At 66.0% G+C, this 21,429-nt stretch carries 14 protein-coding genes; 7 read left to right on the top strand and 7 right to left on the bottom strand.

Features of this window, described 5'->3' with window-relative positions; translation table 11 throughout:
* Positions 1–239 precede the first annotated feature (239 nt).
* Both VT03_RS34420 and VT03_RS30090 read right to left on the bottom strand, forming a co-directional pair.
* A complete protein-coding gene (locus VT03_RS34420) occupies positions 240–3,242 on the bottom strand; it encodes an ankyrin repeat domain-containing protein (RefSeq protein ID WP_075096421.1) in 3,003 nt (1,000 codons plus the stop codon).
* 427 nt (positions 3,243–3,669) lie between these two features.
* Positions 3,670–5,052 carry an SGNH/GDSL hydrolase family protein gene (locus VT03_RS30090; RefSeq protein ID WP_075096420.1) on the bottom strand — a complete coding sequence of 461 codons (1,383 nt, stop codon included), beginning with the start codon at positions 5,050–5,052 and terminating at the stop codon, positions 3,670–3,672.
* 181 nt (positions 5,053–5,233) lie between these two features.
* Between VT03_RS30090 and argJ the strand changes: the two genes are divergently transcribed.
* Positions 5,234–6,439 (top strand): bifunctional glutamate N-acetyltransferase/amino-acid acetyltransferase ArgJ, encoded by a 1,206-nt coding sequence (gene argJ / locus VT03_RS30085; protein ID WP_075096419.1) that lies wholly within the window; start codon positions 5,234–5,236, stop codon positions 6,437–6,439.
* A 27-nt stretch (positions 6,440–6,466) separates the two neighbouring features.
* Here argJ and VT03_RS30080 read toward each other — a convergent pair whose 3' ends face one another.
* Entirely contained in the window at positions 6,467–6,730 is a 264-nt protein-coding gene (locus VT03_RS30080; protein WP_075096418.1) for a hypothetical protein, read from the bottom strand.
* A gap of 284 nt (positions 6,731–7,014) precedes the next feature.
* Here VT03_RS30080 and VT03_RS30075 point away from each other — a divergent pair, with 284 nt between their 5' ends.
* Positions 7,015–8,187 carry a M24 family metallopeptidase gene (locus tag VT03_RS30075; RefSeq protein ID WP_075096417.1) on the top strand — a complete coding sequence of 391 codons (1,173 nt, stop codon included), beginning with the start codon at positions 7,015–7,017 and terminating at the stop codon, positions 8,185–8,187.
* Between the two features lie 108 nt (positions 8,188–8,295).
* Here VT03_RS30075 and VT03_RS30070 read toward each other — a convergent pair whose 3' ends face one another.
* Together VT03_RS30070 and miaB are read right to left on the bottom strand one after the other, a co-directional pair.
* Positions 8,296–9,399 carry a glycosyltransferase family 4 protein gene (locus VT03_RS30070; protein ID WP_075096416.1) on the bottom strand — a complete coding sequence of 368 codons (1,104 nt, stop codon included), beginning with the start codon at positions 9,397–9,399 and terminating at the stop codon, positions 8,296–8,298.
* Between the two features lie 394 nt (positions 9,400–9,793).
* Entirely contained in the window at positions 9,794–11,434 is a 1,641-nt protein-coding gene (gene miaB / locus VT03_RS30060) for a tRNA (N6-isopentenyl adenosine(37)-C2)-methylthiotransferase MiaB (protein ID WP_082846644.1), read from the bottom strand.
* Between the two features lie 455 nt (positions 11,435–11,889).
* On the opposite strand from miaB, the gene VT03_RS30055 reads away from it, so the two are divergent.
* From VT03_RS30055 to VT03_RS30045, 3 genes are all read left to right on the top strand, one after another.
* Positions 11,890–12,639 (top strand): metallophosphoesterase family protein, encoded by a 750-nt coding sequence (locus VT03_RS30055; protein ID WP_075096415.1) that lies wholly within the window; start codon positions 11,890–11,892, stop codon positions 12,637–12,639.
* Between the two features lie 145 nt (positions 12,640–12,784).
* Complete coding sequence (locus VT03_RS30050; protein ID WP_075096414.1) at positions 12,785–14,884, top strand: hypothetical protein; 2,100 nt, start codon at positions 12,785–12,787, stop codon at positions 14,882–14,884.
* Between the two features lie 59 nt (positions 14,885–14,943).
* Positions 14,944–15,357, top strand: coding sequence for a YbaN family protein (locus VT03_RS30045; protein WP_075096413.1), 414 nt, complete (start codon positions 14,944–14,946; stop codon positions 15,355–15,357).
* 368 nt (positions 15,358–15,725) lie between these two features.
* Here VT03_RS30045 and VT03_RS30040 read toward each other — a convergent pair whose 3' ends face one another.
* Together VT03_RS30040 and VT03_RS30035 are read right to left on the bottom strand one after the other, a co-directional pair.
* On the bottom strand, positions 15,726–17,030 hold the full coding sequence (locus VT03_RS30040) for a DUF1552 domain-containing protein (RefSeq protein ID WP_075096412.1): 1,305 nt from the start codon (positions 17,028–17,030) through the stop codon (positions 15,726–15,728).
* Between the two features lie 173 nt (positions 17,031–17,203).
* Positions 17,204–18,931 carry a phosphoenolpyruvate hydrolase family protein gene (locus VT03_RS30035; protein ID WP_075096411.1) on the bottom strand — a complete coding sequence of 576 codons (1,728 nt, stop codon included), beginning with the start codon at positions 18,929–18,931 and terminating at the stop codon, positions 17,204–17,206.
* A 272-nt stretch (positions 18,932–19,203) separates the two neighbouring features.
* Here VT03_RS30035 and VT03_RS30030 point away from each other — a divergent pair, with 272 nt between their 5' ends.
* Positions 19,204–20,451 carry a Tm-1-like ATP-binding domain-containing protein gene (locus tag VT03_RS30030; protein ID WP_075096410.1) on the top strand — a complete coding sequence of 416 codons (1,248 nt, stop codon included), beginning with the start codon at positions 19,204–19,206 and terminating at the stop codon, positions 20,449–20,451.
* 23 nt (positions 20,452–20,474) lie between these two features.
* On the top strand, positions 20,475–21,380 hold the full coding sequence (locus VT03_RS30025; protein ID WP_082846643.1) for a phosphoenolpyruvate hydrolase family protein: 906 nt from the start codon (positions 20,475–20,477) through the stop codon (positions 21,378–21,380).
* The last annotated feature ends 49 nt before the right edge of the window (positions 21,381–21,429 follow it).

The following is a 21,429-nucleotide window of genomic DNA, read 5'->3' as shown; positions in this document are numbered from 1 at the left end:
CAGCGATGACGATGCGGTCCTCGCCCTCCGTATGACCTGATTCTCGCGATGCCGGCGCGATCGGCATCGTGAGAAACGCAGCTCCGACGCAAAGTGAGCGCGGTCCCGTGAGGCTCCGCGCTCCGAGCGATCGGTCCTCGATCCCTGCAGTGCAAAGCCCCGGCGACGGGCTGACCCAGATCCGGCAGTCTTGTGGTTGGCTCGTCGCCGGGCATTGATCCGGCTGGACGCGAGGCGTGTCACTTGGAGATGTTGATTCCGCGGGCGGCCGCCTCCCGCGGGTCAAACGCCTGCTCCAGCGCAGAACGGGCGGCGGCCTGGAGATCGGGGCGCGGCGGCGGCTGGTACTTCCGGCTCCTGATCGCTCTCCCGACGTCGAACTCCGAGACCGACAGCGTCTCCCACAACGGCGTCAGCTCCGGCCACTGCACAATCGGCGCGAACAGCGCCTCGGTCCATGTCGCCCCCCGAAGGTAATCCTGGCGCGGCGAACGCGTGTCGTTGAACGTGACCTGTCCGTTGTTGACCTCGAACGTCAGTCGATAGTGACACCCGACGTCCGCATAGTAGACCTTCTCGATCCGCGTGACCGGAGGGGAAGTCATCTCTATCTGCAGCCGCAGAGTCAGTCCCGGACCGAGGGCGGCGGCGGCCTGGGCCAGAGCGGCGACACCCGCCGCGTCGGTGGAAGCTGCCCCCGTGGGAGCCGGTTCGGCTCGGCCTTCCAGCATCGCCAGGCAGGCGTGGCCGGGGCCGTTCTCGGCCCAGAGCAGGGCACTGCGGCCGTAGCGATCTTTCTTCTTCGGATCAGCCCCACGATCGAGCAGCCAGCGGACGGCGTCCTTGCGTCCGAGTTGAACCGCCAGGTGTAACGGCGTCGCTCCCTCGTCATCGATCGGCGCATCGATCTTGACCCCCGCCGCGGCCAGTTCGTCCAGCAGGTCCGGATGGTCGAACGCAACGGGAGACGCGAGGACCACGGGCCAGTGGTCTTTCGGCAGGTGTGGCATCAGCTTCCGAAACCGCGGAACGTCGATGAACAGATATTGCCGCCACGACACCTTGAGGGACTTCGGAGGGACGACCTTCTGCTTCACCACGGCAGCGAGGAGTTCATCGGAGGCCTCGGCCGCCAGGAGGTCAACGACGGTCGGCTGCAGTTCGGCCCCCGGTTCGACAAGCCGCTCGTTGAGCTTCCCCCCCGCCGTCGCCCAGGCGAGAAAGGCTTCGACGTCGTTCTGCCGGATGAACCGCAGCCAGTCGGGGACCACGATCTCCGGAGCGGGCTGGAGCTTGCTCCACAGAGCCGCAAAGCTGGCCGCCATGAGGAGGGGGTAACGGATCACCTCGTCGAGAGCCGCCTCCAGCGGGATCCCCTGGCCCACGAGCGGTTCCAGCATCATCTCGGCATCGAACACGCCGATCTTCCCCGCCCGCTTTCCGGACCGAATGATCGCCAGTACGGCGCCCCGGTTGATCGGATCGAAGCTCCCCTTCCGGAGCTGAGCGATCGGGAGCAGATGGGAGGTGATTCGCGATCCGTCGCGAAGATGCAGGGACGCCTCCAGGCTGCCGGGAGGAAACGACGCGGCGGAGGTCCCCGCCGCCGACAGGAACCGGACGACGTGCCAGTTGTTCTCGACGCCGTCCTGATTGCGGACGAGATACGTCTTCGATGGAACGCCGCCGTTGAATCGGAGCAGGAAGTCCCGATAGTCCGCGGGAATGGCGATCTCGAAAGTCGACTCGAACCGCTGAAGGTCTTCCGCCGAGAGTTGCGGTCCCGTGTCAGTGAGCGTGACATCGCCCGGATCGAACTCCGCAGCCGGCGGCGCGTCCCCGTTGTCCAGCTCGATATCACATTCGAGCTCGAAGCCGTGCTCCTGATCCCAGTCCACCTGGAGGTGAGCGGTCAGGCTGAAGCTGCGTCCCTCGGGGTCGGCGGTCGACAGGACGAGGGAACCGGCCCCGACCTGCCGCAGGATTCCGGAGTCGGTCGGCTCTCCGTTGTCGTCGAGGTCGTACTCCTCGAGTTCCTCGTCATCCATCTGCCCCTGATAGTTCTCGCGGAACGACTCAAGCGTCTGCCGTCGCCACTCCTCCTGCAGACGGGGGAACTCCTGGCGCAGCCGTTCGACCGCTTTCAGGGATGCCGCGATGGCGGTCTTCGACTTGGCGGGAACGTCGACCGTGAGGGCGAACGTCGTCCAGTCGCACTCGAAGCCGCGGGGTCCGCTCCACTCCAGCGTGGTCGACTTCCGCTCCGACTCGGCGGAGAACTCCCCGATCTCTTCCGCCGCGCGGCGAAGGGCGGCGCTTCCGATCACGTCGGGGCGGACGAGATCTGCGTACTCCGTCTCGAACGCTTCCCACTTCGGCTGGAACGCTTCGAGCTGATCACTCCGATCGTCCGGGGCGATCTGGCGGAGTTCCTTCGTCTTCTCGCGGTACTGCCGCAGCAGCTGCCGGATGTGCTGGGCCGCCTTCTTCTCCTTCCCTGCCGTCTTCTGTCCGCTGACCTTGGGGAGCTTCGCCATGATCGTCGTCAGCGTCTCGATCGCCTCGGCCTGAGCCTGATGAGACAGCCAGCGGTCGCGCAGGGCCCCGAGCTCCTTCATCCGCCGCTCGACCGTGAATCCCGGCTCGCGCCGCGGATCGCCGTGGCGGTCGATGTCCTCGCCGAGTGCCGCGCCGTGGGAGGCGGCGAACCGCTCGAGCAGTTCGTCGACGCGTCGCCGGTCCTCCTTCATCGGGTCGGGGGTATCGAGCGGCGTGTCGGCGTCGTTCGACGTCGGCGCTCCTTCCATTCCCGGGAGCATCCGTCCCAGCGACTCCCGCAGAGAATTGAGCATGTCGAAGGGATTGGCCTGCATTCCGAGGGCTGTGAAGTCGGGGACGCCTCCCGTAAGCATGTTCTGGATGGCATCGAACGGCGAACGGCTCCTGGCCGACGCGACCGCCTGGGCGAGGCCGTCGGCTCCAATTTCCTGGAGGGCCGAGACGGTGCGCTCAACGCGTTCGGCCTGTTCGGGGCCGAATTCGTAGACGCGATGTGTTCGCCAGTCGTTGACGTCGAGGGCGGGGTTCGCGTCTTCGAGGAACTCGCTGACGATGGCGACGGTCAGTCCGGCGGGTGAGAGGAGTTTGGCGTAGGTCCGGTAGCGGTCGACGTGTGACAGGTTGGCCAGATAGAGGCCGGACAGCCGACACCATTCCGCGTAGTTCTTCGCAGTCAGCGACATGAACGGCCCCCAGCGTGGTGACTCTGGGAACGGAGTCTACCCGCGAAGTGCGGAGAGGAACAACGGGCGCGAACTCAGCTGACCGGGGTCCAGGGGGTAACCCCTGGTGGGGAGTGCAGAGGGGCAACGCTCCTTTGCCCGCCGGAGGCCTGGCCGTCGAGTGATGTCTGAAGGAGTGAGTATCCAAACGCGGACGACGTGCCGTATGCCCCTTCACCAACCCGCGGTCTCACAAAGGGGACATCCGTTGTTTACCACGGTTCCTCATGGAAGCGCCTCCGGCGGCAAGGGGTTGCCCCCTTGACCCCGGCTTCCGTAGCACGTTGGGTTTGAGCAATCAACGTCGTGCCGGCAAGGACGCGAAAAACAAAAAAGCCCGGCCACGGAACAATCCGCGACCGGGCCTCATGTAACCATCTGTTAACAGCTAGTTCGCAGCCTTCTTCAAAACATACTTCCGGGCAGGAATCACATTCGTCTTGAAGATCTCATCCTCAATCTCCTTCGCCTTCGCATTGTGCTCCGCCACGCGCTCGTCCATCCCTTCAATCTGCTTCTCCAGCATGGCGAGCTGATCCTTCGTCGCGGCACTGTCCGGACTCTTCTCCGCCTCCAACCGCTTGCGGGCGTACCCCTGGAACCGGCCCCACTCCCCACGGAGCGCCTTCACCGGACCGTCATTTCGCTTCTTGTTCAGCTCAGCCACCTTCAAGGCCTGCTGATACTGAGGAGTCTTGTCATTCCCCTGCAGTTCGACATGCCGCTCCAGCTGCTCCGCCGTGTACGTGCCCACTTCCTGACCGTCGATCGACAACGTGTACTTGCCAGCCGGAAGACCGTGAACCTCAATCGCCTCGGCACTCAGCCGATGCCCCAGGTTCGCCAGCTTGGCCCCTTCCTGAGCTTCCGCCGGAACGACCCACGGCAGCGATTCCGCCTGCCACGTGAACTCAATCCCGTCGTCCGTCGCGTTCACATCGCTCGCCGTCCCGCCGTTCCCCTGGACCGGCTTCTTCTTGTTGGCCAGGTTGACGCGGATCGCGCCGACCTGCCGCTTGAACCCCATGTCGTTGATGATCGCCGCCGCCATGATGAGCTGGCCCGGAGCGTCCGGATGCACGGCATCCTTGATCAGCGTGAAAGCCGGATCCTTCTCCCGCTGCTCCAGCGTCAGATTGTTCAGCGGCCCCCACATGTCGACGAACCCGAACCCTTCCTCGACGGCCACTTCCCGCAGCCACGTGCCGTAGTAGGCCAGCGTCGAGTTGTAGAGAGCGGTGCTGTCCGCCTCCCGCTTGTTCGGCCTGGCACGGGCGGCGCGGGAGTCGAACATCGTCGGCGTCATCAGGATCGGCGTCGCGCCGATCTTCGTGATCTCCTCGTTCACCTTCACCATGTCGGTGCGATAGGTCTGGAACGTCGGATCGTCATAAGGACGATAGGTCCCGTCGTTCATCCCCAGCAGGATCGTGACGTACTTGGGCTTGTACGAGGCAACGTCCTTCTCGAACCGCTGCAGGGCGTCCCACGCACGGGCCCCGCCGACCCCGGCGTTGTGGATCTTGAGCCGCATCTTGGGGAAGCGGGTGTAGAGGTAATCCTCCAGGTACTGCGTGTAGAGGCACTGGTGGGTGATGCTGTCCCCCAGGAACACGATCGAGTCGCCGTCCTGGAGCTCCAGCTTGGCGAGGGGGGACTTGAGCGGCTTGGCGGGCGGGGCGGCTTCCTGGGCAGAGACCGGAGCCACGAGCGGCGCGGTCGAGAGGCTGATCAGCAGACCGGCCAGCAGGCGAGGAACAAGTCGGGGCATGACAAACCTTGAGAGGGAAGGGGATCGGAGCCGGAAGGGCCGGCCACGGATCAGAGAGGGCCGATGCTAACGGAGACCGTCCCGCCCGGCCACGATTCCGGAGAACCGGTTTTCCGCGCGCGTGTCCGGTGCCCCGTTCCCGCTATCATTCGCGAACTTTGCCCCCGGGGATCCTCACGCCATGACCACTTCCGCGCCGCTTCCCATCCTCCCTCTCGGGTTCTCCGCCAACGGCCACGCCTGCGGCATCAAGGCCGATCCGAACCGGCTCGACCTGGCCCTGTTCGTCTCGGACCGCCCGGCGGCGGCTGCCGGGGTCTTCACGCAGAACCGCGTCTGCGGAGCGCCGGTCCAAGTCTGCCGGGAGCGGCTCCCACGCGGGACGGCGCGGGCCGTCGTGATCAACTCGGGGAACTCGAACGCCTGTACCGGAGACCGGGGGATCGCCGACGCCAAGCGGATGACCGCCCTCGTCGCCGAGGGGATCGGCTGTGCCGCGGACGACGTCCTCGTCTGCTCGACAGGCGTCATCGGCCGACTGCTTCCCATCGACAAACTCGCGGCGGGGATCCCTGTCGTGGCGAAGAGCGTAGACGCCAAGACCGAGAGCTTCGAGCGGGCCGCGCGAGGCATGATGACCACCGACACCGTCCCCAAGCAGGTCACGCGGACCGTCGAATTGGCAGGGACCACGGTGCGGATCAGCGGGGCCGCCAAAGGGGCAGCGATGATCGCCCCGAACATGGCGACGATGCTCTGCGTGGTCATGACCGACGCGGCGATCGAGGCGGGCCAGTTACCCGGCCTGCTCAAGAAGGCGGTCGACCGGAGCTTCAACTGCATCACGATCGACGGCCACACGAGCACAAGCGACACGGTGCTACTTCTCGCCAACGGAGCGAGCGGCGCCGCCCCGAAATCGGCTCAGGAGCTGTCGGCGTTCCAGACGGCGCTCGACGACGTCTGCATGGAGCTGTCGCAGAAGATCATTCGCGACGGAGAAGGGGCCTCGCACTTCGTCACGGTCGACGTGAGCGGACTGGAGTCGGTCGAAGCGGCCACCCGGATCGCCAAGGCGGTCTGCGACAGCGCTCTCGTCAAAACGGCGATCACGGGGAACGACCCGAACTGGGGCCGGATCGTCTCCGCCGCCGGTTACGCAGGAATTCCGTTCGCGGAGAAAGAATGCTCGCTCGTCGTCAACGGATTTGAGCTCTATCAGGCCGGCGTCCCGCTGCCGTTCAACGAGGGTGAGGTCTCGGCCGCCATGAGGACCGGGGAGATCCACATCGATCTCAAGTTTACCCGTGGGTCGTCGGTCGTCCGGTTCTGGACGACCGACCTCACCGCCGAGTACGTCCGCCTCAACGCCGATTACACGACGTGAGGCGGAACGGGTCACCTCGGCAGCTGACTAAAGTGGCCGGCTTTCGTAGTCGCCCGGATACCGGTCGTCGCGATACGCGACATACCGCGGAGTCCACCGCGCGGCGTCGATGATCGACCACAGGTGGATGATCCACCCCATCAGGACAAGCCACAGCACGCCCGCCAGGACGAAGTGGACAAGGGCCATGATCGGACGGCCCTGGATCAACTGGCCGAGACCGGGAAGGAAAAAACTCGCCAGGGCGGCGATCACGTTGGCCGTCGAGCCTTGATGCGCTTCGTAGGACATGCGGTTCTCCTTTCTCACGAAGTGGGTGTGAGAAGGGAATGCAAGCACCGTGCCAATAACCGGGAATCGACGGCGCTTCCGGTACGCGAGCGGGACGCTCTGGGCTCCGGATTGCATCCCGTTCGCCGGCGGTGGTTTCCACGACCGCACCTGCCGGCACGGCTCCCATTGCTCAATCCCATCGTTCCACGGCCACCCCGGTCCAGCGGGACGCTGGCTTTGAATTGGCCCTGTTTCTGGTAGGGTTCGCGGCAGAGCTTTCCGCCCGAAACGTGGAGTGAATCATGCTGACCCGAGAAGGTTGCCTCGCCCGTCAGAAGCGTGTCTGGGATCTCGTGCCGGCCGACGTCGAATGGCTCCTCGTCGCGGATCCGCGGCACCTGCAGTACCTCGCCAACTTCGCCGTCCAGACCCTGAGCTTCTCCGGCGGCGAGCGAGGCTGGCTGCTACTCCAACGGAATGGCGGATCGACGCTCCTCGGCGACAATTTCGCGATCCGCGCGGCGGCGAGCACGCCCTTCGTCGACAACGAGATCGTCGAGAAGTGGTACGACCACAAGCACTCGATCATCAATCGCGACCACGCCCTGATCAACGCCCTCAAACAGGCGGCTCCGGGCCTCCAGGGGACGAAGGGTCTCGTCGAAGCGGAGTGGCTCCCCTGCGGAGCCCTGACCGCTCTCGAAGGCGCTAACGTTGTCTCCTCCGTCGCGGAAGACGTCCCGGGCCCCGGCGTCACCACCGACCTCGGCTCCGCGATCCGTCAGGCCCGCCGCCAGAAGCTGCCCGACGAAATCGCCCTCCTCAAGTCCTGCATGCGGGCCGCCGAGGCCGGAATGGCCCGCGTCCGCGACGTGCTGAAGCCCGGCGTCAGCGAGCTGGAGTGCTTTGTCGAGATCCAGAAGGCGGTCGTCACCGCCGCCGGGAAGGCCTGCTACATCTACGGCGACTTCCGCTCCATGACCGCGGAGCAGCCGAAGGCGGGCGGCCTCCCGACCCAGTACCGCGTCAAAGAGGGGGACCTCTACACCCTCGACTACTCGGTCGTCCTCGACGGCTACCGCAGCGACTTCACGAACACCTTCGCGGTGGGCGAGCCTGCCGCCGGTCTGAAGGAACTCTTCGCAATCTGCCAGGCCGGGATGGCGGGGGGCGAGAAGGCTCTCAAGGCGGGCGCCAAGGCGAGCGACGTCTACGCCGCGGTCAACAAGCCGTACGTCGAGGCGGGCAAGACGGCCCTCTTCACGCACCACGCCGGCCACGGCCTGGGCCTGGCCCATCCGGAAGCTCCGATCCTCGTTCCGGACAGCGTCGACGTGCTGCTCGCCGGCGACGTCGTCACGCTCGAGCCGGGCGCGTACCAGCCGGGCCTCGGCGGGATGCGGATCGAGCACAACTACCTGATCACCGACACCGGCTACGAGCGTCTCAGCCAGCACCAGATCTCGCTGACCTGAGAGCCGGAAGAGTTAAACACCAAGACACAAAGGAGGCACCAAGGTCACCAAGGAATCTCTTGGTGTTCTTCGTGCGATCTTTGTGTCTTTGTGTTTAATCCGAAGCCTTCAAGCCGCTTTGCGGGATCGGCGTTCGTCGAGGACTCGCGTCCAGATCGATTCCAGGGTCTGGATGCAGCGGTCCCAGCCGAAGATTTCGAGGGCCCGGGTGCGGCCGGCCTTCCCCATCGCGATGGCCCGGTCGCGGTTGTCCAGCAGGGTCTTGATCGCGACGGCGATCGCATCGCTGTTCTTCGCCGGCACGAGCAGTCCGGTCTCGCCGTCGGCGATCGACTCCGGAGCCCCGCCGGCGCGGCAGGCGACGATCGGCTTCTCCGAGAGGGCCGCCTCGACGTAGACGAGCGCGCACGGCTCGCGGTGCGATGGGAGGCACATGATGTCGATGGCCCCCATCAGGTCGGCCGCGTCGCGGCGGTAGCCGGTGAACCGGACCTGTCCCAGGAAGCCGTTCGCGCGGGCGTACTCTTCCAGCTCCTCGCGGAGCTTGCCGACGCCGATCACCCAGAACTGAGCCGTCGGAAACTGCTTGAGGACCTGCGGGATCGCCGGGAAGAGATCGCGGTAGCCCTTCTTCTCCGAGAGGTGGCCGAAGGTTCCGATCACCGGGGTCCGGGCGTCGGCGCCGAATTCCTGTCGGACTTCGAGCGGGGCCCGCTTCGGAACGAATTCTTCCGGGGCGAGGGCATTGTGCATGACGGTGATCCGCTCGGCCGCGATCCCCTGGACGACCATGTCGTCCTTGACCGCCTGTGAGACGGCGATGAGGTGGGACTGGCGGCGGTGCCAGGCAGCGGAGGTAAAGCCCTGGACGTGTCCGACCGAGGGGGGCCCGCCGAAGGTTTCGAGCCAGCCGGACCACCAGCTGGCGCTGGAAAGGGTCGACTGGATGAGTTCGGCCTTGTGTCGGCGGGCGGCGGCGGCGAGGGCGGGAACGGCGGTAAGGCTGAACTTTCCGCCGATGGAGAGAGGTTCGGCGTCGATGCCGCGGACGCGGAACTCCTCGTTGGCGGAGCTCCCTTTCTTGGAGCAGGTGTGCAGGAGGTGGCCGCGGGCCTGCATCTGCTTGGTCAGGCGGACCAGTTGCATCTCGGCTCCCGACATGTGGGAGGGGGAGATGACCTGGAGGATGCGTCGGGAGATGGCGGGTGCCATGGCAGGATTCCTTTCCACCGCAAGCGTTTCAACTGGCCGATGCTAGGACCCGGACAAGAATCGACGCAAGACCACGTCCTGGCCGGCGCGACGTCCATAGCTCAAACCCAACGTGCGACGGCAGCCTGGGGTCAAGGGGGCCACGCCCCTTGCCGCCGGAGGCACTCCTGTGAGGAACCGTGGTAAGCAACGGATGTCCCCTTTGTGTCACGGGGGTTGAGAATTCGCCGCTCGCTCTGCGATTCCCGCGGGTTGGTGAGCGGGCATACGGCACGTTGTCCGCGTTTGGACACACCCTCCTTCAGACATCTCTCGACGGCCAAGCCTCCGGCGGGCAAGGGGGATTCTCCCCCCTGCACCCCCTGACCAGGGTGCCCCTGGACCCAGCTCTGGCCTACATCAGGATCGGCAGCAACGTCTCGTTTCCATGCTGAATCTGACGCGTCACGATCGAGCCCAACAGCGTCGTCGGCGTGCAGTCGTGAATGTGGATTTCGGCAATCGAACCCGCCAGCCGCGGCTGCCCGTCAAACACCACAATCCGGTCACACGGCGTCCGCCCCACCAGCTGAACCGGCTCCGTCCGCGACGCAGCCGCCGCCACCGTCGACCCGGACCGACCGAGATCCAGCGACACCAGCGCCCCCGTCCCGCAGCCGGTATCACACCCCGCATCATCATGATCGTGGTCATGATCCCGATGCACATGACCGGCAAGAACCGCCGACTCCACGACCCCCGGCATCGGATAATTCAGGTTCGCGTCCTCCGCCATCTGACCGGAGGTCGTCCCCTTCGCCTTCGTCGTCCGCTTGCTCGGACCTTCAACAAGGACTTCAACCGTCCGGCCCAGAAACTCCGCGTTGTCCTCCTCACTGATCTCGTTCTGCAGCGTCAGCAGCTCATTGTTCCGGCGGCGCTTCACCTCCTCCGGAATGTCATCCGACCACAACTCGTTCGCCTTCGTCCCCGGGCGCGGGCTGTATTTGAAGATGAAGCTGTTCTTGAAACGGAACTCCCGGACAACGTCCATGCACTTCTGGAACGCCTCCTCGGTCTCCCCGCAGAACCCCACAATAAAGTCGCTCGACACCGCCGCCCCCGGAACCGTCTCGCGAATCCGGGCCATCATGTCCCGGTAGTCCGCCACGGTGTACCCCCGCTTCATCCGCTTGAGCACCTCATCGCAGCCATGCTGCAGCGGCACGTGGAGGTAGCGCGACACCTTCGGCAGATCGCGGATCGCCTGCAGCAGGTCGTCCGTCATGTCCTTCGGAAAATTCGTGACGAACTTGATCCGCTGCAGCCCCGGCGTGTCATGAATCGCCGCCAGCAGATCGCTCATCCGCGACTGCCGCCCGTTCTCAGTGAACTTGTAGCTGTTGACCGTCTGCCCCAGCAGCGTCACCTCCCGGACCCCCTGCGCGACCAGCGACTGAACCTCGCGGATGATCTCGCTCGGGGCCCGAGATTGCTCCGGCCCGCGGGTCATCGGGACGACGCAGTAGGTGCAGAACTTGTCGCACCCGAACATGATCCGGACATACGCCTGCCACGGGCTCGGCCGCATCTCCGGGTCGCGGAGCGGGTCATAGCTCTCGAACGAGCTCGCCACGTCGAGCCGCGAGCCTTCCTTGCGGTCCAGACTGACGGCGATCGCCGGCTTCCGGTCGCGGCGGGCTTCGTCGATCAGCCGGGGGATCTCGGCCAGCTGCCCGGTCCCGACGATCAGGTCGACGTGCGGCGCCTTCTGAAAGATCAGCTCCTGGTCCTTCTGGGCCATGCAGCCGATGACGCCGATCACCTGGTCCGGCTTCTTCTTCCGCGCCACGCGGAGCCGGCCGAGCTGCGAGTAGATCTTCTGCTCGGCATGCTCCCGCACCGAGCATGTGTTGAACAGGACGGTATCCGCCTCTTTCATGTCGTCGGTCAGGGCGTACCCCTGCTGCCGGAGCGCGGCGACGACGAGTTCGCTGTCCAGAACATTCATCTGGCAGCCGACGGTTTCGATGTAGAGCTTGCCGTTGTGAGGCATGACCGAGGAGCACAAAAAGGGCGACGTTTCGAATTCCGCATGGTAATGAGATGGTCCGGTTCCAACAAAGAGCGCGATTCTGCCGGCGGCCGGTCCACCGGCTGATATCCCGTCGCGGTGCTCCGACGGCCCACCAGAGTGGTGCCTGCTTCTTTTCGCCCTACGAAATCCCCGACATTCCGCTCGCCGCGCTCAAGCCCGCCCCCCATCCGCCGCCGAATCGACCGGATACGCCACCTTTACCATGGCGCTTGACCCTCCTTCATTTGCTCCCCTAGACTTGCCGAAAGACGTCGAAGAGTGTTCCTGTCAATGGACTTGAGTGAGACGGGCCGTCCCTGAGACGCCCGCGCCGCCAGCTCCCGGCCCGATTTCCCGGAGTCGCGGCGCGTCCCGTTTCCCCCCAAGGCCGTCGCTGGCTTCGCAAGAGGTTCACACGGGCGGAGTGATCTGAGTTGAGAGCGATCATCAGCGATATTCACGGGAACCTTGAAGCCCTGGAGGCGGTGCTCGCGGATATTCGCACCCTGGGGATCAAAGAGGTCTTCTGTCTCGGCGACATCATCGGCTACGGGCCGAATCCGCGCGAGTGCATCGATCTCGTGATGCAGAACTGCACGGTCACGATTCTGGGGAACCACGACAACGCGGCTCTCTTCGATCCGGAAGGCTTCAACCCGCAGGCCGAGCGGGCGATCTTCTGGACGCGCAAGCAGCTCGAGTCGGACGACACCGCCAAGAATGACAAGCGGTGGGAGTTCCTCGGCGACCTCCCCCGGATGCGGCGCGAGGCCAACTTCCTCTTCGTGCACGGCTCCGCCCGCAACCCGCTCAACGAATACGTCTTCCCGGAAGACATCTACAACCAGCGGAAGATGGAGCGGATCTTCGGCCTGGTCGAGAGCTACTGCTTCCAGGGCCACACCCACATTCCGGGTGTCTTCCAGGAGGAGTACTCATTTTCCTCGCCCGACGAAATCGGGAGCGAAGTGAAGCTGGGAGACCGGAAGGTCCTCGTCAACGTCGGCTCAGTCGGCCAGCCCCGCGACGGCGATTCCCGCGCCGCCTACATCGTCCTCGACCAGACGGCGAAGACTGTCCAGTTCCGCCGGGTGCTCTACGACATCGAGAAAACGATCTCGAAGATCTATGCTATCCCCGAGCTCGATAACTTCCTCGGGGACCGGCTCCGCGATGGCCGGTAGTCCCCGCGACGCGGCTGGACTTGTGGTGTGAGTTCGATCGATCCGCTGACTCACCGGGACGGCTCCTGCGCCGCAGGTGTCGAACACGGCGTCTCGACGATGGCTCGCCCGCAACCACCGGGTCGAACACGTTCGGGAACCGGCCATGTCTTCGATCCGCCGCACGCTTTGGATTTCTTCGCTTCTGATTCTTCTGGCGGGTCCGGCGGCTGCCCAGACGTCCTACCCGATGCTGATGAGCCTCAAGCCGACGGCGGCGGCCATCGGCGGGGCCACGGAGCACGAGCTCCTCTCCCGGGCCTCGATGTACGGCTTCACGACGGTCATCGTCAGCGGAACCGGCGTCACCGGGGAAGTCCTCACACCGATGGAGCCCGGGAAGGACGGCAAGGAGCCGAAGCTCGAGTCGATCAAGCTGCGGTTCACGGTTGCGGCGGATGCCCTCCCGGGCGTCCGGGACTTCCGGCTCCTCGGCCCGACCGGGGCCTCGACCATCGGCCAGCTCGTCGTCGCCCAGGACCCGGTGATCCACGAGCAGAAGGACAACGACCTCCTCGAGAAGGCCCAGAACGTCACGCTCCCCGCCACGCTCTGCGGAACGATCGAGAAGGCCGAAGACGTCGACTACTTCCGGTTCTCGATCTCGCAGCCGACGACGCTCCAGTTCCACTGCCGGGCGATGCGGTTGGAAGACCGGATCCATGACCTCCAGGCCCACGTCGACCCCCTCATCACGGTCCGGTCCGCCACCGGCTCGGTCGTCGCGGCGGCGGACAACACCTACGCCGCCGACCCGCTCCTGAGCTGCCCGCTCGACCGCCCGGGGGAATACGTCCTGGAAGTCCGGGACTCCCGCTACCAGGGGAACGTCCACTGGACCTATTCCGTTGAGGCCAATGACCGGCCCTTCATCAAGACCGTCCACCCCGTCGCCGTTGCGGCCGGGGCGCCGCGAAAGATGGAGCTCGTCGGCCTCGGACTCCCGGCGGGAACGCTCGTCGAGCAGGCGATCCCGTCCGGCCTCGCCGATGGCCCGCATCCTCTGCGGCCCGTCCTGAATGGCAAGCCGACCAACCCGGTGACGGTCCTCGTCGAATCCCTGCCGCTGGCGGACGAAACCTCCGACAACAACACCGCCGCGACCGCATCGCCGCTGACCATCCCGTCGACCGTCTGCGGACGGATGGAGACGGCGGCGGATGTCGACGTCTTCGCCTTCGAAGCCAAGAAGGGAGAAACCTTCTCGTTCGAGGTGATCGCGCGGCGGCTCGACTCCGGCCTCGATCCGCTGCTGGCCATCGTCAACGAGAAGGGCCAGCGGCTCCAGGAGAGCGACGACATCCGCACGGGCCCCCGCGGATCGCAGGATGCCTGGATCGAAAACTGGACCGCTCCGGCCGACGGAAAGTACTTCGTCGAGCTGCGGGACCTTCACCTCCGCGGCGGGGCGGAGTTCGTCTACGCCCTGCGGGCCACGCGTCCGCAGCCGTACTTCGACCTCTTCCTCGACACCGACAAGACGCAGCTTCCCCCCGGCGGGGCGGGAGTGCTGTTCGTCCGCGCGTTCCGCAAGAACGGGTTCGACGGCGAGATCGCGCTGGCGATCGAGGGCCTGCCGGAAGGGATCACGGCGACCCCGGGACGGATCCTCGCCGGCAAGCCGACCGACGGCTGCATCATCCTGGAAGCGGCGAAGGATCGTCCGATCGTCGGCCGCGAGATCACCGTCACCGGACGCGGACAGATCAAGCTGCCGGACGGCTCCACCAGGGAGTTCGTCGCCACCGCGCATCCGATGCAGGAGATCTACATGCCCGGCGGCGGCCGAAGCCACTACTGGGTCGACCAGCACATCGTCGCCTCGGCCCCGAGTTCCGACGTCCCGGAAGTGAAGCTCAGCACGGACCACGTCGAGCTCGCGGCGGGGGACTCCGCGAAGGTCGACGTCGAAATCGTCCGGGCGCCCGAGTTCAAGCAGAACGTGACACTCGATGTCCTCTTCCAGCACCTCTCGCAGAAGTTCGGCGACACGCTCCCGCCGGGGGTGACGATCGACGCCAAGAAGAGCAGCACGCTCCTGACGAGCGGCGCGACGAAGGGGCACCTGATGCTCGTCGCCGCCAAGGACGCCGCGCCGGTCGAGAAGCAGCTCTGCAGCGTGATGGCGAACGTGTCGATCAACTTCGTGATGAAGGCAACGACGAGTTCGAAGCCGTTCTACATCAGCGTCACGGCCGCGAAGTGAGCCGGCCGCGTTGAAGATCGCGGGTGGCGTTCTGGCGGTCGTCCGGTACAGTCCGGTGTATGCGGAGATGGTTGTACGTATCGGCGGGACTCGTCAGCGTGGGGCTGGGAGTCCTCGGTGCGTTTCTCCCGGTGCTTCCGACGACGCCGTTCCTGCTGTTGGCGAGTTGGGCCTTCATGAAGTCGGATCCGCGATGGCATGCGTGGCTGCTCAGGTTGCCTCGATTCGGTCCGATGATTCGAGACTGGGATGAGCGGAGGGCGGTTCCTCGGCGAGCGAAGCGGACGGCTTATGTTGTTGTCCCGTCGGTGATCGCTCTAACCGTTTTCACGACAGGATTCAGTTCGGTCGGGACGATCCTGATCATCGTGCTCGGGGTCATTGGATTGACGGTCGTCTGGCATCTGCCGAGTGCGGACGCAGTCTCATCGACATCGGCGGCGAATGATCCCCTCGAAGTCGGCGAACGCTAGCAACGACGGTCCATCGACCGGGTCCAGGGGGACCCTGGTCAGGGGGTGCAGGGGGGAGAATCCCCCTTGCCCGCCGGAGGCCTGGCCGTCGAGAGATGTCTGAAGAAGTGAGTATCCAAACGCGGACAACGTGCCGGATGCCCCCTCACCAACCCGCGAGGATTGCAAAGCAAGCTGTGCGGTGTGAGGGAGTCCTCAACGCTGGTACCACAAAGCGGACATCCGTTGTGTACCACGGTTCCTCATGGAAGCGCCTCCGGCGGCAAGGGGGCGAGGCCCCCTTGACCCCAGCGGCCGTCGCACATTGGGTCTGAGCGAGCAGGGTCCGTCCGGCAAGAACGCCGTTCGAGCATCCCGAGCAGGTCGGCCTATACTTCCGCAAGCCGCTCCGTCGAATCCCCGAACCCCTTCAGCTCGATCCCGCACTTGTCGAGCATCGACAGGTACAGGCTGCACATCTTCCGGTTCGGCTTCCCGAGATAGTCGAGCACCCGCCCCCCCTGGATCTTCCCGCCGCCGCCACCCAGCAGCACCACGGGGAGCTGCGAAGCGTCGTGGTTGCCGTTCAGCATGCTCGAGCAGAACAGCAGCATCGAATTGTCGAGCGCCGTCCGCTCCCCTTCCTGGATCCCATCCAGCCTCTTCGCGATGTAGGCCAGCTGGTCGACAAAGAACTGATTCACCTTGAGCCAGTCCGCCGAGTCCGAGTGCGACAGCAGATGGTGGATCATGTAGTCCACCCCCAGGTGCGGGAACCGCAGCGAGCTGTGGTCATTGTTGAGCTTCAGCGTCGTCACCCGGGTCGTGTCGGTCTGGAAACCGAGGACCAGGATGTCGCACATCAGCCGCATGTGCTCGGCAATGTTCTGCGGGATCCCTTCCGGCGGCCGCGGAATGTTCGGCTTGTCGAGCGTCGGCCGCCAGCCTTGCAGCTCGCCTTGCTTGCCCGACTGCTCAATCCGGACTTCGATCTCGCGGACCGAGTCGAGATACTCATCCAGCTTCCGCTGATCCGCGGCGCTGACGTTCTTCCGGAAGTCCTGTGCATCCGCCATCACGGCATCCAGGACGCTCTTGTCCCCCTTCTGCGCTCCGTCTTTGAAGAGTCGGTCAAAGGCCAGGGCTGGGTACAGTTCGAGAGGCGTCGGCGTCGTCGGGGAGCTCCACGAGATGTGGGAGCTGTAGATCATCGAGTAGTTCTTGTGGACCGACGGATTCGACTTCTCGCACCCCAGGACCAGGCTCGGAACCTTCGTCGAACGGCCGTGAGTCTGGGCGATGAACTGGTCGATGCTCGTCCCAGACCGGATGTCGCCGCCGGCCGCCAGTGGCGCGCCGGAGAGCAGGTTCCCGGTCTGCGAGCTGTGGATGTTCCCCTTGAGGGCCTGCTCGTTGTAGAGGCCGCGGACGAAGAGCATCTTCTCCTTGAGGTCCGCCAGCGGAGCGAGGACCTGCCCCAGCTCCATCGACTTGCCTTCCCCTTTGGCCCACCACTCCTTGCTGTGGAACCCGTTCCCGCAGAACAGCACCCCCAGCCGGACCGGCGCCTGGCTGCCAGGAACCTTCGCGGCCGTCGCGTCGCCCCACACCGGCAGCGATTCCATCCAGGGGAGCGCCATCGTGACGCCCACACCCCGAAGAAACGCCCGCCGCGAGAAGAAGTGAGCACTCATGTTCGGCCTCGTTGGAGTTCAGCCTTCTGGCTGCCGCAGGGGCCTGACGCCCCGAAACGGTACTGTAACCACTCCGGCGGAGAACGACATAGCCTCATCGCCCGCGTCGAACGCCGGAGCGAGCCGTCGCGGTCGGCGGCCCGCTCGACCGGCGGCCTCGGTCGTTCTGTGACCTATTCCCGGCGGAGCCACGCGTAGAGGGTCTTCCGCGACACGCCCAGTTCCGCCGCTGCCTGCGACTTGTTCCCCTTCGCCCGGCGGATCGCCTCCTCGGCACGGTCACGGTCGGATCCCGCGGGGGCCGGCCGACCGCGCGGGGGGAGAGGCGCGACCGGCTCCGTCGTCCGGAGGTCGACGGCGGTCCCCTTCAGGAGGGAGCCCTCTTCGAGGATCGCCGCGCGGCACAGAACGAACTCGAGCTCCCGCACGTTCCCCGGCCAGTCGTAGGCCCGAAGCCGCCGCTCGAAGGGGGCGGTGATCCCGCTCAAGCGCCGGCCGATCCGCGGCTCGAGCCGCGCCAGGATCGCCTTCACCAGCCGGTCCAGGTCGTCGAGCCGCTCGACGAGGCGGGGAACGCGGAGCGGCATCTGGTTGAGGCGGAAGTAGAGGTCGGCCCGGAACAGCCCCTCGTCGACCTGCCGGCGGAGGTCGTAGTGCGTCGCCGTGACGATCCGCACGTCGACGTGGATCGGCTTCTCGCTGCCGATCCGCAGGACTTCCCCCTGCTGGATCGCCCGCAGGAGGGCGACTTGGGCCCGCGGCGTCAGGTCCGCCACCTCGTCGAGGAACAGCGTCCCGCCGTCCGCCAGCTCGAACTTGCCGATGTGCCGGCGGTCGGCCCCGGTGAACGCCCCCTTCTCGTAGCCGAACAGTTCGCTCTCCAGGAGCGAGTCGGTCATCGTTCCGCAGTTGAGCGTGATGAAGGGGGCCTCGCGGCGGGAGCTCTGGCGGTGGATCTCCGCAGCGACGAGCTCCTTTCCCGTCCCCGTCTCCCCCTCGATGCAGACATTGACGTCGAAGGGCGCGATGCGGGTGATCCGCCGCCGCAACTCCCGCATGACGGGAGTCTCGCCGATCAGCGGACCGTCGCCGGTCGACTCGGGGGAGTGCGCGGCAAGGCGGGTGACGTAGCGGAACTGCCGGATCGTTGACTCGATCGCGGGCTGGACCGGAAGTCGCTCGAAGACCGAGCCCCCCGCGAAGCCGTCGATGTCGCAGCGGATCAGGACCGACTCGAAGTCCTGGGCGGTCGTGACGATCCCCCCGAACATCAGGCAGAAGACCGCCGGGTTGATCCGCCGGGCGGCGCTCCGCATCGCCGTGAGCCGGGAGATGCCGGTCTGGATCTGATCGCGGTGATCCTGGCGGCTGTCGATCTCGTGCGTGAGGCCGATGTTCAGGATCATCCCGTCGCTCACCGGCGCGAAGCGGGCGGCGTCCTCCTCCGTATGGACGAACGCGATCGTCGCCAGTCCCTTGGCGCGGGCCGCCGCCAGCATCTCGACCTCGCTCTCCGGGGTGATCCCGTCCTCTTCGAGGGCGAGGCGAAACCGGCCGTCGATGAACCCCAGCGACGGCCAGTTCGTGACGCCGGAGACTCCGAGCCCCCGCAGGCGGTCGAGGTGCTCATCGAGGACGATCTCCGGGTCGGAGCCGAAGACTCCGGCGACGACCGGGACCTCCTTCGCGCGGGGGAGGATGTCGCCGAGGAGCTCGAGCGTCTGCTGGTTGGCGTTGCCGTAGGGGAGAAAGGAGGCAAGGGAGCCGGCTCCGAGCGTCCGGTAGCGGCCGGCATTCAGGACCAGCAGGAGGTCGGCGCCCGCCTCGATGGCGACGCGCGTCACCTGCCCCGATCCGGCGGCGACGGCGATGAGGAGTCGGGACGGATCGAATGCGAACATGCTGGGACTTCGACGACGAGTGAGGAAGTGCTCCGTCGGCGCTTACAAGGTAACAGGTAACAACCTCCGTCGCCCTGAATTTCGGCCGGCCTGTGAGAGATTGTCGTCCGCAGGTCATTGAGCAGAAATGGTTTGCAACGTTCTCCGCGGATCGTCCCGGGAACGGTACCGCTTCTGCGGATGTCGACGAAATCGATAGACGCAGGCAACATCTGCCCCTCGCCCATCCCGCCCCATCCTTCCCCAACCTTTCCCCAATCAGGTCCCGCCCCATGCCGCCGACAGTCCTGGCGATCGCCACGATGGACACGAAGGGGGAAGAACTCGCCTTCGTCGCCGAGCAGCTCGAGCGGGCCGGAGTCCGGGCCGTGATGGTCGACGTCGGGTCGCTTGACGCCCCCACGGTCCCGCCACAAGTCGGGCGGACCCAGGTCGCCATGCACCATCCCGACGGGATCGGGGCCGCGGTCGGACACACTGACCGGGGCGCCGCCGTCGCCGCGATGGGGGAGGCCCTGGCGGCGTTCCTCCTGAAGCAGCTCGCGTCGAAGGCATTCGACGGCGTGATCGGCCTCGGGGGCAGCGGCGGAACCGCCCTCATCACGCGGGCGATGCGGGCCCTGCCGGCGGGGCTTCCGAAACTGATGGTCTCGACCGTCGCCAGCGGTAACGTCGCCCCCTACGTGGACTGCAGCGACATCTCGATGATGCCCTCGATCGTCGACGTCGCGGGGATCAACGCGGTCTCGACCCGGATCCTGTCGAACGCCGCTCACGCCATGGCCGGGATGGTGCTCCACTCGCCCCCGCAGGTGGCGAACCGGCCGATCGTCGGAATGACGATGTTCGGCGTCACGACCCCATGCGTCATGGCCGTCCGGGCCGCCCTCGAGCAGCGGGGTTTCGACTGCCTCGTCTTCCACGCCACCGGCACCGGGGGACGGGCGATGGAAAAACTCGTCGAGTCCGGAATGATCCGCGGGGTCCTCGACATCACCACGACGGAGGTCGCCGACGAGGTTGTCGGCGGGGTCTTCCCGGCGGGACCGGCGCGGTTCGAGGCGATCCTCCGGTCGCAGGTCCCGTATGTGATGAGCCTCGGGGCTCTCGACATGGTGAACTTCGGCGCTCCGGAAACTGTGCCTGCCCCATTCCGTGACCGCCGGCTCCATCGGCACAATGCCCAGGTGACACTGATGCGGACCACGCCGGAAGAGAACCGGCAGTTCGCCCGTTGGATGACCGCCAAATTGGCCCGTGCGACATCGCCGGCTACGGTGCTCATCCCCGCGGGAGGGGTCTCGGCGCTCGACGCGCCGGGGCAGCCGTTCCACGACCCGGAGGCGGACGCCGCGTTCGTCGAGGCGTTCCGTTCCGGGCTCGCAGGGACGTCCGCCGTCGGGATTGAAACACACCCCTTCCACATCAACGACAAGGCGTTCGCCGACACTCTCGTCACCCGTTTCCTTGAACAGTGGGACGCCGCGTCCCGCCGGGAGCCTGCTCCCGGAACGCATTGAGCGCATTCCAACAGGACCAGACAATGAGCGAATCCCGACAAGCCATCCTCGAACGTTTCCGCCGCAAAGTCGCGGAGGGACGCCCCCTGATCGGCGGCGGCGCGGGCACCGGCATCAGCGCCAAGTGTGAGGAGGCAGCGGGGATCGACCTGATCGTCGTCTACAACTCCGGCCGCTACCGGATGGCGGGGCGGGGCTCGCTCGCCGGCCTCATGCCCTATGGGAACGCCAACCAGATCGTGAAGGAGCTCGCTCCCGAGATCCTGACCGCCGTCCGCCACACCCCGGTCCTGGCGGGGGTCTGCGGCACCGACCCCTTCCTGATCCGCGAGCCGTTCCTGCGGGAGCTGCAGTCGCTGGGCTTCGCCGGGATCCAGAACTTCCCGACGGTCGGCCTCATCGACGGGACGTTCCGGGCGAACCTCGAAGAGACCGGCATGAGCTTTCAGCTCGAGGTGGACTGTATCGCCGCCGCCCATGAGATGGGGCTGCTGACGACCCCCTACGCCTTCGATCCCGACCAGGCCCGGCTGCTGACCCAGGCGGGGGCGGACATCATCGTGGCCCACATGGGGCTCACGACCTCGGGAACGATCGGCGCAATCACATCCCTGACGCTCGACCAGTGCGTCGCCGCGGTTGACGAGATCGCGCAGGCGGCCCGCGAAGTCCGGTCCGACGTCCTCGTCCTGTGCCACGGCGGCCCGATCGCCGAGCCGGGGGATACGAAGTACGTTCTCGACCGCTGCGACATCGAAGGGTTCTACGGGGCCAGCTCAATGGAGCGGCTCCCGACCGAATCCGCGATCACCCGGCAGGTCGAACAGTTCGTCCGCCTGGAACGAAACCGGGACCTCAATGCGGCCGGCGGTCCGGGAGCGAACGGTTCCCGCGCGACCGCAGCGCGGCGACGGACATCGCCGGAGTGAGGGATTCCGCTCGCCCCGGGCGAGCCCTTCCCATCGCGGGCCGAAGTCG

This window comes from Planctomyces sp. SH-PL14, assembly GCF_001610835.1.
Classification (GTDB): Bacteria; Planctomycetota; Planctomycetia; order Planctomycetales; family Planctomycetaceae; genus Planctomyces_A.
The sequence above is the reverse complement of the archived record's forward strand: the minus strand, read 5'-3'. Positions and strand labels throughout refer to the sequence as shown.

Excerpts from the sequence above, each read along its gene's own strand:
- VT03_RS34420 (WP_075096421.1), bottom strand. The coding sequence starts at position 3,242 with ATGTCGCTGACTGCGAAGAACTACGCGGAATGGTGTCGGCTGTCCGGC.
- VT03_RS30090 (WP_075096420.1), bottom strand. The coding sequence starts at position 5,052 with ATGCCCCGACTTGTTCCTCGCCTGCTGGCCGGTCTGCTGATCAGCCTC.
- argJ (WP_075096419.1), top strand. The coding sequence starts at position 5,234 with ATGACCACTTCCGCGCCGCTTCCCATCCTCCCTCTCGGGTTCTCCGCC.
- VT03_RS30080 (WP_075096418.1), bottom strand. The coding sequence starts at position 6,730 with ATGTCCTACGAAGCGCATCAAGGCTCGACGGCCAACGTGATCGCCGCC.
- VT03_RS30075 (WP_075096417.1), top strand. The coding sequence starts at position 7,015 with ATGCTGACCCGAGAAGGTTGCCTCGCCCGTCAGAAGCGTGTCTGGGAT.
- VT03_RS30070 (WP_075096416.1), bottom strand. The coding sequence starts at position 9,399 with ATGGCACCCGCCATCTCCCGACGCATCCTCCAGGTCATCTCCCCCTCC.
- miaB (WP_082846644.1), bottom strand. The coding sequence starts at position 11,434 with ATGCCTCACAACGGCAAGCTCTACATCGAAACCGTCGGCTGCCAGATG.
- VT03_RS30050 (WP_075096414.1), top strand. The coding sequence starts at position 12,785 with ATGTCTTCGATCCGCCGCACGCTTTGGATTTCTTCGCTTCTGATTCTT.
- VT03_RS30045 (WP_075096413.1), top strand. The coding sequence starts at position 14,944 with ATGCGGAGATGGTTGTACGTATCGGCGGGACTCGTCAGCGTGGGGCTG.
- VT03_RS30040 (WP_075096412.1), bottom strand. The coding sequence starts at position 17,030 with ATGAGTGCTCACTTCTTCTCGCGGCGGGCGTTTCTTCGGGGTGTGGGC.
- VT03_RS30035 (WP_075096411.1), bottom strand. The coding sequence starts at position 18,931 with ATGTTCGCATTCGATCCGTCCCGACTCCTCATCGCCGTCGCCGCCGGA.
- VT03_RS30030 (WP_075096410.1), top strand. The coding sequence starts at position 19,204 with ATGCCGCCGACAGTCCTGGCGATCGCCACGATGGACACGAAGGGGGAA.
- VT03_RS30025 (WP_082846643.1), top strand. The coding sequence starts at position 20,475 with ATGAGCGAATCCCGACAAGCCATCCTCGAACGTTTCCGCCGCAAAGTC.